Raw genomic sequence first — 13,218 nt, forward strand, 5'->3', positions numbered from 1 at the left:
GGAGTATCCGTGGACTACACCCCCGAGGCCGGCAGCATCACGATGTTTTCAACCACCTGGTGCGGCTACTGCCGCCGTCTGAAGACGCAGCTGGACGCCCAGGGCATTGGCTACACGGAAATCAACATCGAGGACGTTCCCGGCACCGCGGAACTGGTGGAGAAGCTCAATGGCGGCAACCAGACCGTTCCCACCGTGATCTTCCCGGACGGCACGGCCGCCACCAACCCCTCGCTGAACGATGTGAAGCTGCGACTGGCCGCTTAATCCCCACCCGCTCCCTCATCTCGCTTCGCTCGACCAGGGAACCCTGCGGGCGTGGGCCCAAGGCGGGGCCGTCGGCGTGGAATTGCTGTTCGCAGCACCACGCCGGCGGCCCCATCTTTGCTTAAGCCACAGGCCCTTGTTGACTCGGTAGACTGGCCGCTGGCAGCCAGCCTGCACCCGATGTAGATCATCAAGGAGAACAACGTGGTTCACAAAGTACAAGGCGTCATTGCACGGTCAAAGGGAGCTCCGGTTACCGTGGAAACCATTCTGGTCCCGGACCCCGGCCCCGGCGAGGCGCTGGTTGACATCCTCACCAGCGGCGTCTGCCACACCGACCTGCACTACAAGCTCGGCGGCATCAGCGATGACTTCCCCTTCCTTCTCGGCCACGAGGCCACGGGCGTGGTCAGCGCCGTCGGCCCCGACGTCACCAATGTCGTTCCGGGCGACCGCGTCATCCTGAACTGGCGCGCCGTCTGCGGCACCTGCCGCGCCTGTGCCAAGGGCCAAGCCCAGTACTGCTTCAACACCGCCAACGCCACCCAGAAGATGACCCTGGAGGATGGCACCGTGCTCTCCCCCGCCCTGGGCATCGGCGCCTTCGCCGAAAAGACACTCGTGGCCGCGGGCCAGTGCACCAAGGTGGACCCAGACGCCGATGCCGCGGCCGTGGGGCTGCTGGGCTGCGGTGTCATGGCCGGCCTCGGTGCCGCCATCAACACCGGCGGCGTCCAGCGCGGTGACACCGTGGCCGTGATCGGCTGCGGCGGAGTGGGCACGGCAGCCATCGCCGGCGCCGCCCTGGCCGGCGCCACCACGGTCATCGCCGTGGACATCGATGCCAAGAAGCTTGAGCGCGCCCGCGCCATGGGCGCCACCCATGCGGTGGACTCCTCCGAGCAGGATCCGGTGGAGGCCATCCGCGCCCTCACCGGCGGCTTCGGCGCCGACGTCGTGATCGACGCCGTCGGCCGTCCCGAAACGTACAAGCAGGCCTTCTACGCCCGCGACCTGGCCGGCACGGTGGTGCTGGTGGGCGTCCCGACGCCGGAGATGGTGCTGGAACTGCCCCTGCTGGATGTCTTTGGCCGCGGCGGTTCACTGAAGTCCTCCTGGTACGGCGACTGCCTGCCTTCGCGCGACTTCCCGATGCTGGTGAGCCTGTACCGACAGGGCCGGCTGGATCTGGACGCCTTTGTCAGCGAGCGCATCGGCATCAACGACATCGAGGCTGCATTCGCCAAGATGCATGAGGGCTCCGTGCTGCGTTCGGTGGTGGAACTCTAATGGCGCTGCGTATTGATCGCCTTGTCACCTCGGGCACGTTCTCGCTCGACGGCGGAACCTGGGACGTAGACAACAACGTTTGGATTGTGGGCGACGATGCGGAGTGCATCGTCATCGACGCCCCGCACGATCCGGCGGCCATTGTGGAGCAGGTGGGCGGGCGCAGGCTGCTGGCCATACGGCTCACCCATGCCCACGATGACCACATCCGCGCCGCGCGGGCCGTTGCCGAGGCCACCGGGGCGCCCATCCACCTGCACCCCGCGGACCGGATGCTGTGGGACGTTGTCCACCCGGACGCCGCCCCGGACCATGAGGTGGCCGACGGCGATACGTTCGCCGTCGCCGGTGGCACCCTGCAGGCCCTGCACACCCCGGGCCACTCGCCCGGTTCCGTTTGCTACTACCTGGAATCCGAGGGCACGGTGTTCACCGGGGACACACTGTTCAACGGCGGACCCGGCGCCACGGGGCGCTCGTACAGCGACTACCCCACCATCTTGGAGTCCATCAGCACCCGGCTTATGACCCTGCCGGCCGACACAGTGGTGCGGACCGGACATGGTGATTCAACCACCGTCGCGGCCGAGGCCCCCGGGATCGAAGAAGCCTTGAAGGGCTGAGGGATCGTTGGTGGAGCGCCCCTAGCGCTCCACCAACTCCGTGTACGCGGCGTAGACGTCCAGGATGGCCTGTTCGACGGCGTCGACGGTGGTTCCAGGGACCAGGTCCTCGGCGGCACCAGCCGTGGCGGGATCCCAGTCCAGCCCCAGGGCGGCATAGCTGGCCGTCAGGACGTCCCGGATCGGTGCGGAGTTCTGCACCACCACCACCGAGCTGAACAACCATGCACCGGAGACCACGCGCTGGGCGGTCCCCACCAGCTTCACGGACTGGTTGGCTCCGGTGCCGTGCACGCTGAATTCTCCCGGGCAGTACTCCCCAGGGATCTCCCCCACTGCGGCCTGCACGCCAACGCTCCGCAGGGCCTCGGCAAGCAACTCGCCGTAGAAGCCAAACCGCCCCTTGGCCTGCACAATCGCATCCGGCTGCGGCTGGATGTGGTCCACCACCAGACAACCCTGGTGGTAGGCGGCGGCACGTCCGCCGGCCTTGCGCACCAGCGGCTCAAAGCCAAGGCTGCGGGTTGCCTCGGCGGCGGCGGGAAAGCCGGGAAGATGGGCGTCACGCTGGCCAAAGGCCACCGTCGGCTCGGGGCGGTAAATGCGCAGCAAGGCCCCCATGCGGCCGGTCTTGGCGTCGGCGAGCAGGTCCAGCCCGCGGGCCAGATCGGCGGCGGCGCCCAGGGAGGGGTGGTGGCGTTCGACGGTGATCCGCGGCGCCATGAAGGGTGCATCGATGGAAGAAATGGGAGTCTCCTGAAGGAAGGGGGCCGGCAGGCTCAGGGCAGGGCGCGGACGGTGAGGATCTGCTCGGCCCGGCCAAAGGGGCCGTGGATGTCATTGAGCACCGTCGAAGTGAGCCCGACGCCGTCGTCGGCGAAGGTCACGGTGTTGTCCAACCCAAGCCACGTCCCTTCCGGCTCCCGGTACAGGTGCAGCGAGAGATCAACATTGGGGAACATGTAGCCGCCCGCACCCGGCCGCACCCGGTAGGCAATGCCGTTGGAGCTGTCGGCCAGGCCCAGCAAGCGGACCATGGGCGCGGTGGCCTCACCCTCCACGGTTTCCAACGGGGTGCTGATCCACACCTGGCCGTTGCCCGGCCGGTGGCCCTCGATGGTCCGCGCCTCCACGGAGCGGATGAAACCGCCCGGCCAGCCCGCCAGGCCATCCCACGGCACGGAGTCGTCCAGGGGCGGCATGGCGTCGTCTTCAAGGGCGGCGACGGCGGAGGTGTCGGAGGTCTGCAGGCGCCAGGCCGTGGCCCTCACCGCGGTGCGGCCGCCGGCGTGGAGCTCGCATTGGAGCAGTTCAATGGTGCGCCCGGGGCGCAGCATCGTGGTCTCCAGGGTGAATTCGCCGCCAGGGATCTGCCCCAGAATGTCGAAGTTCAGCCGGACCAGGCGCATGTCATCGCGCGGCTTGAAGCCCAGCAGCTCCCGCGTCATGATGCCGGTGACGGGCGCCATGTGCTGCTCGTTGGGATCCCACGCGCCCTGGGCATGGGGCGTGGATTCATAGCGTCCGCCGCCGAGCGAACGGTAGTAGGACGTCGCGTCGACATTGACGGGCACGGTGCTCTCACTCATGCACCCGACTTTACAGCCCCGCGGACACGCTGCTTTCCTGCACCGCAGGCACCAGCCTGGCCTTGCGCCGGCGGCGGACAACCAGTACGACGACGGCGATGGCCACCGCAGCCAGCAGGGCAATCGCCACCGGCGAACCGGCTGCAGCGGCCACCGCTGCATCAAACGCGGCAAGACCGATGGTGGCGTACACCGTGGCCCAGAGAATGGAGCCCACCACTGTGGCGGGGATGTAGCGGCGCAACGGCATGCGGCCCAGCCCGGCAGCCGCATTGACGGCCGTCTGGAAGCCGACGGTCAGGAAACTGACGGACACCGCCGGTGCACCCCAGCGGGAAATGATCCGCTCGGCGCGGGCCACGGCGGCCGAGTCCAAATACCTGGCAAACCGCGTCTTCCGGCCACCTGCGGCCAGGCCTCGTCCGGCCCAATAGGTGGCATTGGTGCGCAGCATGACGATGGCAAAGAGAATCAGGAAGGCCCACACGAAGGGCAGCGAAAGAATGCCGTCCACTAGCGGGCACCCAGCCAGAGGGACCGCGGCACTGCCGTCGGGAACGGTGGAACGATCCGGCGCATGCTCGGCTCCTGGCGTGGATGGGAATTTGGCCAAGGGTCGCCAAATTGGATAAGGCAATCCTAACCTGCACACCCTGCCGCGGGCCAATTGTTCATGACCCGATGACAGCCGGCGCGGGGCTAGTATTCGGTGCGGGTCTCCAGGTCATTCCAGGCCGCAAATGGTGCCAACGGCGTGGCCGCAGCGGCGGCAGGGCCCTCGCCGTCGAGCGGCAGCTTGGCCACGGGCATGGGCCGCTGCTCCACAGGCGTGTCAAAGAACTCATAGAACACGGCGTCGTCAAAGCCCGCCGCCGCGGCGTCATGCCTGTCGGCGGCGAAGTAGACGGCATCCACGCGCGCCCACAGGGCCGAGGCCAGGCACATCGGGCATGGCTCGCAGCTGCTGTAGAGCACGCAGCCGGCCAACGTGAAGGTGTCCAGCGCCGAGCAGGCCGCGCGGATGGCCGTCACCTCGGCGTGGGCGGTGGGATCGTTGGTGGCCGTCACCCGGTTGACGCCGTTGAAGGTGCGCCCGTCCGCCGTGACAATGACGGCGCCAAAGGGACCGCCGCCGTTGGCGACGTTCTGCGTGGCCAGATCGACGGCCTGCGCCAGATACCGAACATGCTCAATCTCGCCCATGGTTCCTCACTCCGATGCATTGGCCATTCCGGACGGGCAGCCACCGGTGCGGGAGCGCCCAACACACCCAATCTAACGCCACCTGCATGCGGGGATCATCAAGACGGCGGAACGAGCTCTGGTTGAGGGGCGGGAAGCATGTCCCACCCCTCAACCGTTGAGGGGGCAGCGCCAGAACTCGGCGAGCTGCCCGGCCAGCGCCCTGCCTTGGTCGTACCCCGACTGGGCGGCGGCCGGACGCAGGGACAGATCCATCGCGTTGGCGCCGAACATGTGCTCGGCGCTGGCCTCCGGGAAGATCGTTGCCACCGAACTGCCGGTGGCGCGCAGTTCCTCGATCTGGGTTGCCAGATGGGTGCCCCACTCCTCCGGAACCAGCGATCTGCCGCCAAAGGGCGACAGCACCAGCACCCGTGAACATCCGGCGGCCAAATCGGCATTCTCGGCGTTGGACCGGTAGCCGCCGTCGATGTACCCCCTGCCCCCGATCCTGTAGGGGCGGCCGCTGGAACAGCTGGCGGCGACGGCGTCCACCAGGTCGACGCCGCTGTGCTTGTCGAACACGGCCGGCTCGCCGCTCTGGGCGTCGACGGCCGTCATGAGCACCGTTCGCTGCGGCCAGTCGAGGCTGGGCAGCCGCGAGGCGACGGTGGCGCGCCACTGTGCCTGCCAGGAGCCGTCCGACGCCGCATCCAGCTCCAGTGCCGCCGCGCCCATTCGCCGGCGCATATCGGCCGCATCGGTGGCAGCGGCGATGATCCTGTTGATCCGCTCCAGATGGTCCACCACCGGCCTGGCCGGAGCGCGCCCGTGGTCGGATCCGAGCGGAGCGGGCCGGTGCTGGGGAGCAGCCACAAGGGTGGCGGCGAACAGCTCTGCGGGGGTGGCGCCGGCCAGCTGGGCCGCCGCAGTCGAGCCGGCCGACGTGCCAATGGTCAGCTCGGCCGTCGTCACGTCCAGTCCGGCGCCATACAGACCGGCGACGACGCCAATCAGCCACGCGTTGCCTGTCGATCCGCCACCACCGAGGACCAGAGCCCGCCCGCGCTCGGCGGGTGCCAGACCTGCGGCGTCGGTCTGCGGGGCAGAGTTCAGAGGTGAAAAAGGTGTTGTGTTCATGGGAGTCGCCCTTCGCGAATTGCCTTCTCTGGCGCTCCCGGTGGCGACTAGCCCAGTCGCGCGATCGTGGACTTCAGGGGAGCACCCATTGCGGATGTTGCGTTCATGGGACTCACCTCCTGACGTTTGATCACGATCACCGGAAATCTAACACTCTGCTGACGCGGCGCGCAATGGGCATCAGTCCGGCTCGCGGGCCGCCGCCCCTGTCTGCGGTCCGCGGGGAGGAATAGCATCGTGGCATGACCAATGACGTTCAGACTGCCCCTGCCCAACCCTCGTATACGTCAGGAACATCCACGGTCCCCTTGCTGGGCGAGACCATTGGGCAGAACTTTTCCCGGATGGCAGCGCAGTTTGCTGACCGTGAGGCGCTGGTGGACATACCGTCCGGGCGCCGCTGGACCTATGCGCAGTTGGAGTCCGACGTCGAGGCCCTCGCCCGCGGGCTGCTCGCGGCCGGCGTCGGGAAGGGCGATCGGGTGGGCATCTGGGCGCCCAACGTGCCCGAATGGGTACTGGTGCAGTACTCCACTGCCACGATCGGCGCGATCCTGGTCAACATCAACCCCTCCTACCGGGCCCACGAGCTGCGCTACGCCATCCAGCAATCCGGACTGCGCCTAATGGTGGCGCTGCCCTTTTTCAAGAACTCCGACTACCGGGACATGTTGGAGCAGACAGCGCCTGAGTGCCCCGGACTCTCGCAGATCGTCTACATCGGCACCTCGGATTGGGATGCCCTGGTGGCAGGCGGCACCGGGCTGCCTGCGAGCGCCGTGCCAGCGGCGATGTCGCAGCTGAGCGCAGATGATCCCATCAACATCCAATACACCTCCGGCACCACGGGTTTTCCCAAAGGCGCCACTCTGAGCCACCACAACATCCTGAACAACGGCTACTTCGTCACCGAGACCATCAACTTCACCGAGGCGGACAGGCTGTGCATCCCCGTGCCGTTCTACCACTGCTTCGGCATGGTCATGGGCAATCTCGGTGCCACCTCGCACGGGGCGGCCATCATCATCCCGGCCCCCGCGTTCGACCCGGCGGCAACACTTGGCGCCGTCCAGAGTGAACGGTGCACGGCGTTGTACGGCGTGCCCACCATGTTCATCGCCGAGCTGGCCCTTCCGCAGTTTTCCGACTACGACCTCTCCAGCCTGCGCACGGGCATTATGGCCGGCTCCCCCTGCCCGGTGGAGGTCATGAAGCGCACCATGAACGAGATGCACATGGGCGCCGTGTCCATCGCCTACGGGATGACGGAGACCTCCCCAGTGTCCATGCAGACCCAGCCCGACGACGACGTCGACCACCGCACGGCGACGGTGGGCCGGGTGCACCCGCACCTTGAGGTGAAGATCGTGGATCCAGCCACCGGCCTGACGGTCCCCCGCGGAATGCCCGGAGAGTTCTGCACGCGTGGCTATTCGGTGATGCTGGGCTATTGGAAGGATCCCGAGAAGACCGCTGCTGCCATCGACGAGGCGCGCTGGATGCACACCGGAGATCTGGCCGAGATGCGCGACGACGGCTACGTCAACATTGTGGGCCGGATCAAGGACATGGTGATTCGTGGTGGGGAGAACCTGTATCCCCGCGAGATCGAGGAGTTCCTCTACACCCATCCGGATGTGGCCGATGTCCAAGTGGTCGGCGTCCCGGACCCCACCTACGGTGAGGAGCTCTGTGCCTGGCTGCGCATGCGCCCCGGCGCCGCCCCGTTGGACCAGGCCGCCGTCGCCGCCTTCTGTGCCGGCAAGCTCTCCCGGCACAAGATCCCCCGCTATGTTCTATTGGTGGACGAGTTCCCCATGACCGTCACGGGAAAGGTCCGCAAGATGGACATGCGGGAGCGCTCCATCGAGTTGCTGGGGCTGGCCGGATAGCCAGCCCGGGCGCCGTCGGAGATTCCCTAGCCAGCGTGCCGGTTCGGCGCTTTACTGGAGTTATCCCATTGCGGCCATCGAAAAGAGGTCAGCGACCATGGAATCTGGGCAGCTGGCATGGACCATCATCGCGATCATCGCCATAGTGGTGGTGGTCGTTGCGGCGCTCTTCTTCGGGCGGCGGTGGAAGCGGAGCAAGGACCACGAGCACGCGGAGAACCTGCGCCGATCTGCAGCAGCCAACGAACTCGGGGCGCGGGAAAGCGAAGCGCAGGCCGCCAGGGCCGCGGCCGACGCCCAGCAGGCCGAGGTGGATGCCGAGCATCTGCGCGAGGAGGCCCGCCTACGCCAAGATGAGGCGGAGTCCGTCAGATCGCGCTCGGAAGAGCAGATCCGAAAGGCCGAGGCGTTGGATCCGATGGTCGATGACGACGGTCCCCCACAGCCCGAGTCGCCAGAGACCTCCAGTGAAGGTGCCAATGAGGCCGCCGACCGCCGCCCGCGCCATGCCGAAAGTGATGGCAGCGACACCCTCGATGGTTCCCCCGGTGGCAGTGGAAGAGCAGAATAACGGTCATGGGTGCAACCTATTCAGCCTCGCGCCGGATCTCTTCCGACTCGCCTGAAGCGATAGCATCCGTGGTCCGGGCGGCCACGGATGAACTCCACGACATCTTGAAGAACCACGGGATTGAGGCTTCCTTTGCCGACATTGCCCTCCTCGGCCACACCGAATCGTGGGACGGCGAGGGCCAGCGCTGGATCCACGTTTACTGGCCCGGGGACAAGGCCGGGTAAAGGATGACGCCATCAAAAAGGAACTGAACGAGGCGGCGGCCACCGTCGAGGATGCCTCAAACTCCCCCGTCTTTGTGGCCGTGGCCAGGGCCGGCTTCGCGGTCAGCGGCGTACTGCACATTCTGGTCGGGACCATCGCCATCGGCCTGGCTTTCGGCAAGTCCGGCGAGGCCGACCAGGGTGGCGCGGTGGCACAGCTGGCGGCCCAGCCGTTGGGGACGCTGCTGCTCTGGACGGCGTTCGGCGCCTGTGTGGCACTGGCACTGTGGCAGTTCAGCGAAGCCCTCTTCAGCTACCGCGGCCTCCCTGCCAAGAAGAAGGCTGGCAGGAAACTGTCGGCGGCGGGCCAAGGCGTGGTTTTTTCCCTCGTTGCTGCGACCCTCTCCGCCTTTGCGGTTGGACGGGGAAAGAACAGCAGCGAGTCCACCAGTGACTGGACCGGCACTCTGATGAGTGCACCCCTGGGATCGCTGCTGCTGTACGCCATCGGCGCAGCCGTGGCCGTCACAGGGGTTGTCTTTGCGGTGCGCGGAATCACCAGATCGTTCACCAAGATGCTCTCGATGCCATCGTCGGCGCCGGCCCGCTCCATCGTGACGGTTCTCGGCGTCGCCGGCTACATCGCCAAGGGCATCGTGCTGGTGCTGACCGGCGTGTTGGTCATCATCGCCACCGCCCACGCCCGGCCGCAGGAGTCCACCGGTCTCGACGGCGGCCTGAAGGCACTGCGCGAGCAGCCCTACGGCATCTACCTGCTGGGCCTGGTCGGCGTGGGCTTGGTCCTCTACGGCTTGTTCCTGGCCGCCAAGTCCAGATACGCGAAGATGTAGCGGCCCGCAGTCTGGTTAGACGTATGGGACGGCGACTCTCCACTACCCAGAAAAAGTTTCCCGGAACTCTTTTAATTGGACCGGTGCCAAACTATGGTGATCCGTATCAACCGATTCTGGCTGGGGAGCTTCGTTGTTTGATGGGGACCACTGCAAGACAGAGGTGAATATCAGGCCGTACGGTCGGGGGTTGCGCAGCCTCCAATTCTCCCGCCATTTCATTCGTTTGTGTCACGGCCGCAGCCGGCAGTATCGGCTCGCTTTGACTGCTCGCGTTCCACCCCCAACAGCAGTGCCATTGATGGCACCTGCCTGACAGTTACCCATCGCCAGCCCCGCTACTTTGGGCTGCCACGAGATGGTTTTGGTCGCCAACGGTCTTTGATTCTGGCGACGAGTTCAGTGCCCGGCCACCAGGCCCGGCATCAACTACCAAACACTGGGGACAACATGAACACCACGACCACTGAAGAGACCTCGGCGCGACCTCTCACGGCCCGGTCCGGGCCCGGAAGCCTGGTCGCCGCAGCCATTGCTGCGGCCGGCTACGGCACCAAGGGAGCCCCCTTCGACCCGTTCCTGATGAAGTTCGCCGATCCCAAGAAGTTCGTCAACGGCTGGACCGCGGAAAAGGGAAACGCAATCACCTTCTACGGCGAGTACCAGGGCGATTCGACCGACTTCCTGCCGCTCGGCGACTTCGCCGCTGTCAACGGTACGCCGATCGCGACGACCCCCATCATGCTGCTGGCACCGTCGCAAGAGCACCCTGACGCCCTGGCGCACCCGACGGGTTTCGCCTGGATCCTCGACGACGCCCACTCGGGAAACCCGAACGACATCGCCTACTTCTGGCCGACGGCCCCTGACGGCTACCAGGCCCTGGGTATCTGCGTCGGCTTCAACGGCAACGTCCCCGACGCAACCAAGTACTGGTGCGTCAAGACCGAGCACCTCCAGCACGCCCCAACCCAGCCGTTCTGGAACGATGCAGGGTCGCACTGGACGGAACACGATGGCAGCCTCAGCGTACCCACCCTGGCGGGCCAGACCGCCCAGGCTGAGGTCATCCTGCTCGCACCGACAACCTTGCTGAGCAACGAGCACGGCGACTTTCAGAACACCTCGTGGTGCCTCTCGATGGCCAAGCTCATGCTCCCGGTCGAAGGAGCCGGGAACGTAGACCCCGTCTACGTTCCCGGCAACGGGCAGGGGTCCACCACCACACCGGGCCTGGGCAACGTCGCTGTTCTCCCGTCGACCCTCATCAGCGACCCGGCCGCAGTCACCAGCCCGTTCTACTACCTGGCTGCCCAGCCCTCGTGGCTCTGTCTCGAGAGGTACTCCTCCCCGAAGGGTGGCGTGCAGACGGAGTCGATCACCATTGGCACCTCGACCGGGTCCTCCACGGGCTTCCAGCACACCACCTCGCTTGAGGTGGGCGCCGAGGCGGGCATCGAGGCGGGGCCCTTCAGCGCAAAGGTGTCGGTCACGTACAACGACGAAATGCAGGTGAGTGGAAGCACCAGCACTAGCACTGACACCCAGCAGACCGTGTCAAAGTCGGTCAATCTGCCCGACGCAAATGAGGTGCAGTTCTGGCAGAAGCAGACCGACTTCGTGGTCTACCGCACCGCCGGCGACGTCATGAGCATTGTGACCTTCGAGATGCACGACACGATTCTCACCTACCCCGGCAGCTAGCAACCAACCCAGCAATGGTGGCCGGCCGCTCATGCGGCCGGCCACCCCGCCTTAGACAACTGTGGCGCCGCACCCGTACGGGTGCGGCGCCACAGCCACGTTGGACTAGAAGTCCCAGTCGTCATCCTCGGTGTTCACGGCCTTGCCGATCACGTAGGAGGAGCCGGAGCCGGAGAAGAAGTCGTGGTTCTCATCGGCGTTGGGGCTGAGCGCGGACAGGATGGCCGGGTTCACGTCCGTTACGGAGGACGGGAACATGGCCTCGTAGCCCAGGTTCATCAGCGCCTTGTTGGCGTTGTAGTGCAGGAACTTCTTGACGTCCTCGGCCAGGCCCACGGAATCGTAGAGATCGTGGGTGTACTGGACCTCGTTCTCGTACAGCTCGAAGAGCAGCTCGAACGTGTAGTCCTTCAGTTCCTGGCGGCGCTCCTCGGAAACCTTTTCCAGACCGCGCTGGAACTTGTAGCCGATGTAGTAGCCGTGCACGGCCTCGTCGCGGATGATCAGGCGGATCAGGTCGGCCGTGTTTGTCAGCTTGGCGCGGGAGGACCAGTACATCGGCAGGTAGAAGCCGGAGTAGAACAGGAAGGACTCCAGCAGCGTGGAGGCAATCTTGCGTTTGAGGGGGTCGTCGCCGGCGTAGTAGTCCATGACGATCTGAGCCTTGCGCTGAAGGTTCTCATTCTCGGTGGACCAGCGGAACGCCTCGTCGATCTCCTTGGTGGAGCAGAGGGTGGAGAAGATCGAGGAGTAGCTCTTGGCGTGCACGGACTCCATGAAGGAGATGTTCGTGTACACGGCCTCTTCGTGCGGGGTGAGCGCATCCGGGATCAGCGAGACGGCGCCCACGGTGCCCTGGATGGTGTCCAGCAGGGTCAGGCCGGTGAACACGCGCATGGTCAGCTGCTGCTCGTCCGGGGTCAGCGTCGCCCACGACTGGACGTCATTGGACAGCGGCACCTTCTCGGGCAGCCAGAAGTTGTTGACCAGGCGGTTCCAGACTTCTACGTCCTTCTCGTCCTGGATGCGGTTCCAGTTGATGGCCTCAACATGGCTCATCAGTTTGACCTTAGGCGTCATCACTCTTCTTCACTTTCTGAGGGGCTGCTGAGCTTCGCTGCATCTTCTACGCAGTGCTTACAGACCGGATTCATTATGCCTTTATTTGTGTGGTGCCTCGTGTGGGCGTTCCGCTGGCTCGACGGCATTGGGCGCCCTTTTCGGACGGCAGACATCTTGGCTCGAGTCTCCGCACTGGCTGTCTTGCCAAAGTTCGGATTGCCGGCTCCCTTGCGCGTCTCGGAGAGCGCCTGCTTTGACTCCTCCGACATCGCGTGGCCGAATCGAGGATGCTCCGGGCCAAACTTGCCAAAGTTCGGATTCTCCGGACCTGCATTGGTACCCTTGCGTTCCCGGGACCACTTTTCCTTCTGCTCATCACTGTGGTTCTTGCCGTAGAACGGGGCGCCCGGTCCTGACTGTCTGACTATCTTGCGCCCGGTGGACCGAATCCGCGCGGCTTCGCGCATCTCCTCCGTCCAGACGACGCCGGTAGGACCCAATCCTCCTTCGGAGAGGTTCAGGAGCCTGTCCCCTTCGCGCCGCAGATAACTGATCCAGTCAATCTCAGCCTGCCCAAGCTCTTGCAAACCCTCGACCCAGTCCAGCTCATCCACGGTGACTTCCGATGGATCGAACTTCCGAAGCCAATCGTAGAAGGGCGTCTTGCGCCCCTCTACTGCCACACGAAGATGCTGATGGAAACGACGACTGGCCGTCTTGGTCGTAATACCGACATATCGGTACTCGAACTCTCGCCGCAGGCGAATGCCGTAGACCAAGCCACCCGTCGCCGTCGTCGTTTCCATCACTTCATCTCCTGGCGAAAATCAACCGATTTAGG

General features: G+C 65.5%; 15 protein-coding genes. 8 read left to right on the forward strand and 7 right to left on the reverse strand.

What is annotated here, in order from left to right; genetic code table 11:
- The first annotated feature begins 9 nt into the window (after positions 1-9).
- From K254_RS0108685 to K254_RS0108695, 3 genes are all read left to right on the forward strand, one after another.
- Positions 10-267 carry a mycoredoxin gene (locus K254_RS0108685; protein WP_026555033.1) on the forward strand — a complete coding sequence of 86 codons (258 nt, stop codon included), beginning with the start codon at positions 10-12 and terminating at the stop codon, positions 265-267.
- Between the two features lie 204 nt (positions 268-471).
- A complete protein-coding gene (locus K254_RS0108690; RefSeq protein WP_026555034.1) occupies positions 472-1,557 on the forward strand; it encodes an S-(hydroxymethyl)mycothiol dehydrogenase in 1,086 nt (361 codons plus the stop codon).
- Positions 1,557-2,180, forward strand: coding sequence for an MBL fold metallo-hydrolase (locus tag K254_RS0108695; RefSeq protein ID WP_026555035.1), 624 nt, complete (start codon positions 1,557-1,559; stop codon positions 2,178-2,180). The genes K254_RS0108690 and K254_RS0108695 overlap by 1 nt, the downstream gene beginning before the upstream one ends.
- A gap of 21 nt (positions 2,181-2,201) precedes the next feature.
- On the opposite strand, the gene K254_RS0108700 is transcribed toward K254_RS0108695, so the two are convergent.
- From K254_RS0108700 to K254_RS0108720, 5 genes are all read right to left on the reverse strand, one after another.
- The gene (locus tag K254_RS0108700; RefSeq protein ID WP_026555036.1) at positions 2,202-2,903 is read right to left on the reverse strand and encodes a lipoate--protein ligase family protein; all 702 of its coding nucleotides are present in this window, start codon (positions 2,901-2,903) and stop codon (positions 2,202-2,204) included.
- A 56-nt stretch (positions 2,904-2,959) separates the two neighbouring features.
- Positions 2,960-3,769, reverse strand: coding sequence for a thioesterase family protein (locus K254_RS0108705; RefSeq protein WP_051388996.1), 810 nt, complete (start codon positions 3,767-3,769; stop codon positions 2,960-2,962).
- Between the two features lie 10 nt (positions 3,770-3,779).
- Entirely contained in the window at positions 3,780-4,283 is a 504-nt protein-coding gene (locus K254_RS0108710; protein ID WP_026555038.1) for a DedA family protein, read from the reverse strand.
- 185 nt (positions 4,284-4,468) lie between these two features.
- Entirely contained in the window at positions 4,469-4,972 is a 504-nt protein-coding gene (locus K254_RS0108715) for a nucleoside deaminase (protein WP_026555039.1), read from the reverse strand.
- Between the two features lie 150 nt (positions 4,973-5,122).
- Positions 5,123-6,091 (reverse strand): patatin-like phospholipase family protein, encoded by a 969-nt coding sequence (locus tag K254_RS0108720; RefSeq protein WP_026555040.1) that lies wholly within the window; start codon positions 6,089-6,091, stop codon positions 5,123-5,125.
- 242 nt (positions 6,092-6,333) lie between these two features.
- Between K254_RS0108720 and K254_RS0108725 the strand changes: the two genes are divergently transcribed.
- The 5 genes from K254_RS0108725 to K254_RS0108745 all read left to right on the forward strand — a co-directional run bounded on the left by K254_RS0108725 (position 6,334) and on the right by K254_RS0108745 (position 11,315).
- Positions 6,334-7,983: an AMP-binding protein gene (locus tag K254_RS0108725; protein ID WP_026555041.1), complete on the forward strand. Its 1,650-nt coding sequence runs from the start codon at positions 6,334-6,336 to the stop codon at positions 7,981-7,983.
- Between the two features lie 97 nt (positions 7,984-8,080).
- Positions 8,081-8,554, forward strand: a complete 474-nt coding sequence (locus tag K254_RS22525) for a hypothetical protein (protein WP_051388997.1) — start codon at positions 8,081-8,083, stop codon at positions 8,552-8,554.
- Positions 8,555-8,559: 5 nt separating this feature from the next.
- Positions 8,560-8,781 carry a hypothetical protein gene (locus tag K254_RS0108735; protein ID WP_026555042.1) on the forward strand — a complete coding sequence of 74 codons (222 nt, stop codon included), beginning with the start codon at positions 8,560-8,562 and terminating at the stop codon, positions 8,779-8,781.
- Positions 8,721-9,611: a DUF1206 domain-containing protein gene (locus K254_RS0108740; RefSeq protein ID WP_331271231.1), complete on the forward strand. Its 891-nt coding sequence runs from the start codon at positions 8,721-8,723 to the stop codon at positions 9,609-9,611. Before K254_RS0108735 ends, K254_RS0108740 begins: the two co-directional genes overlap by 61 nt.
- A 450-nt stretch (positions 9,612-10,061) precedes the next feature.
- Positions 10,062-11,315 (forward strand): Vps62-related protein, encoded by a 1,254-nt coding sequence (locus tag K254_RS0108745; protein ID WP_026555044.1) that lies wholly within the window; start codon positions 10,062-10,064, stop codon positions 11,313-11,315.
- Between the two features lie 105 nt (positions 11,316-11,420).
- On the opposite strand, the gene nrdF is transcribed toward K254_RS0108745, so the two are convergent.
- Entirely contained in the window at positions 11,421-12,395 is a 975-nt protein-coding gene (nrdF, locus tag K254_RS0108750) for a class 1b ribonucleoside-diphosphate reductase subunit beta (RefSeq protein ID WP_026555045.1), read from the reverse strand.
- The gene (locus K254_RS0108755; protein ID WP_026555046.1) at positions 12,395-13,183 is read right to left on the reverse strand and encodes an NUMOD3 domain-containing DNA-binding protein; all 789 of its coding nucleotides are present in this window, start codon (positions 13,181-13,183) and stop codon (positions 12,395-12,397) included. The genes nrdF and K254_RS0108755 overlap by 1 nt, the downstream gene beginning before the upstream one ends.
- Positions 13,184-13,218 lie beyond the last annotated feature (35 nt).

Source organism: Arthrobacter sp. 35W, assembly GCF_000482545.1.
Classification (GTDB): Bacteria; Actinomycetota; Actinomycetes; order Actinomycetales; family Micrococcaceae; genus Specibacter.

What these genes read in the sequence shown, in the direction of transcription:
- K254_RS0108755 (WP_026555046.1), bottom strand. Translation starts at nt 13,183, where the DNA reads ATGGAAACGACGACGGCGACGGGTGGCTTGGTCTACGGCATTCGCCTG.
- K254_RS0108720 (WP_026555040.1), bottom strand. Translation starts at nt 6,091, where the DNA reads ATGAACACAACACCTTTTTCACCTCTGAACTCTGCCCCGCAGACCGAC.
- K254_RS22525 (WP_051388997.1), top strand. Translation starts at nt 8,081, where the DNA reads ATGGAATCTGGGCAGCTGGCATGGACCATCATCGCGATCATCGCCATA.
- K254_RS0108705 (WP_051388996.1), bottom strand. Translation starts at nt 3,769, where the DNA reads ATGAGTGAGAGCACCGTGCCCGTCAATGTCGACGCGACGTCCTACTAC.
- K254_RS0108700 (WP_026555036.1), bottom strand. Translation starts at nt 2,903, where the DNA reads ATGGCGCCGCGGATCACCGTCGAACGCCACCACCCCTCCCTGGGCGCC.
- K254_RS0108715 (WP_026555039.1), bottom strand. Translation starts at nt 4,972, where the DNA reads ATGGGCGAGATTGAGCATGTTCGGTATCTGGCGCAGGCCGTCGATCTG.
- nrdF (WP_026555045.1), bottom strand. Translation starts at nt 12,395, where the DNA reads ATGACGCCTAAGGTCAAACTGATGAGCCATGTTGAGGCCATCAACTGG.
- K254_RS0108745 (WP_026555044.1), top strand. Translation starts at nt 10,062, where the DNA reads ATGAACACCACGACCACTGAAGAGACCTCGGCGCGACCTCTCACGGCC.
- K254_RS0108735 (WP_026555042.1), top strand. Translation starts at nt 8,560, where the DNA reads ATGGGTGCAACCTATTCAGCCTCGCGCCGGATCTCTTCCGACTCGCCT.
- K254_RS0108725 (WP_026555041.1), top strand. Translation starts at nt 6,334, where the DNA reads ATGACCAATGACGTTCAGACTGCCCCTGCCCAACCCTCGTATACGTCA.
- K254_RS0108695 (WP_026555035.1), top strand. Translation starts at nt 1,557, where the DNA reads ATGGCGCTGCGTATTGATCGCCTTGTCACCTCGGGCACGTTCTCGCTC.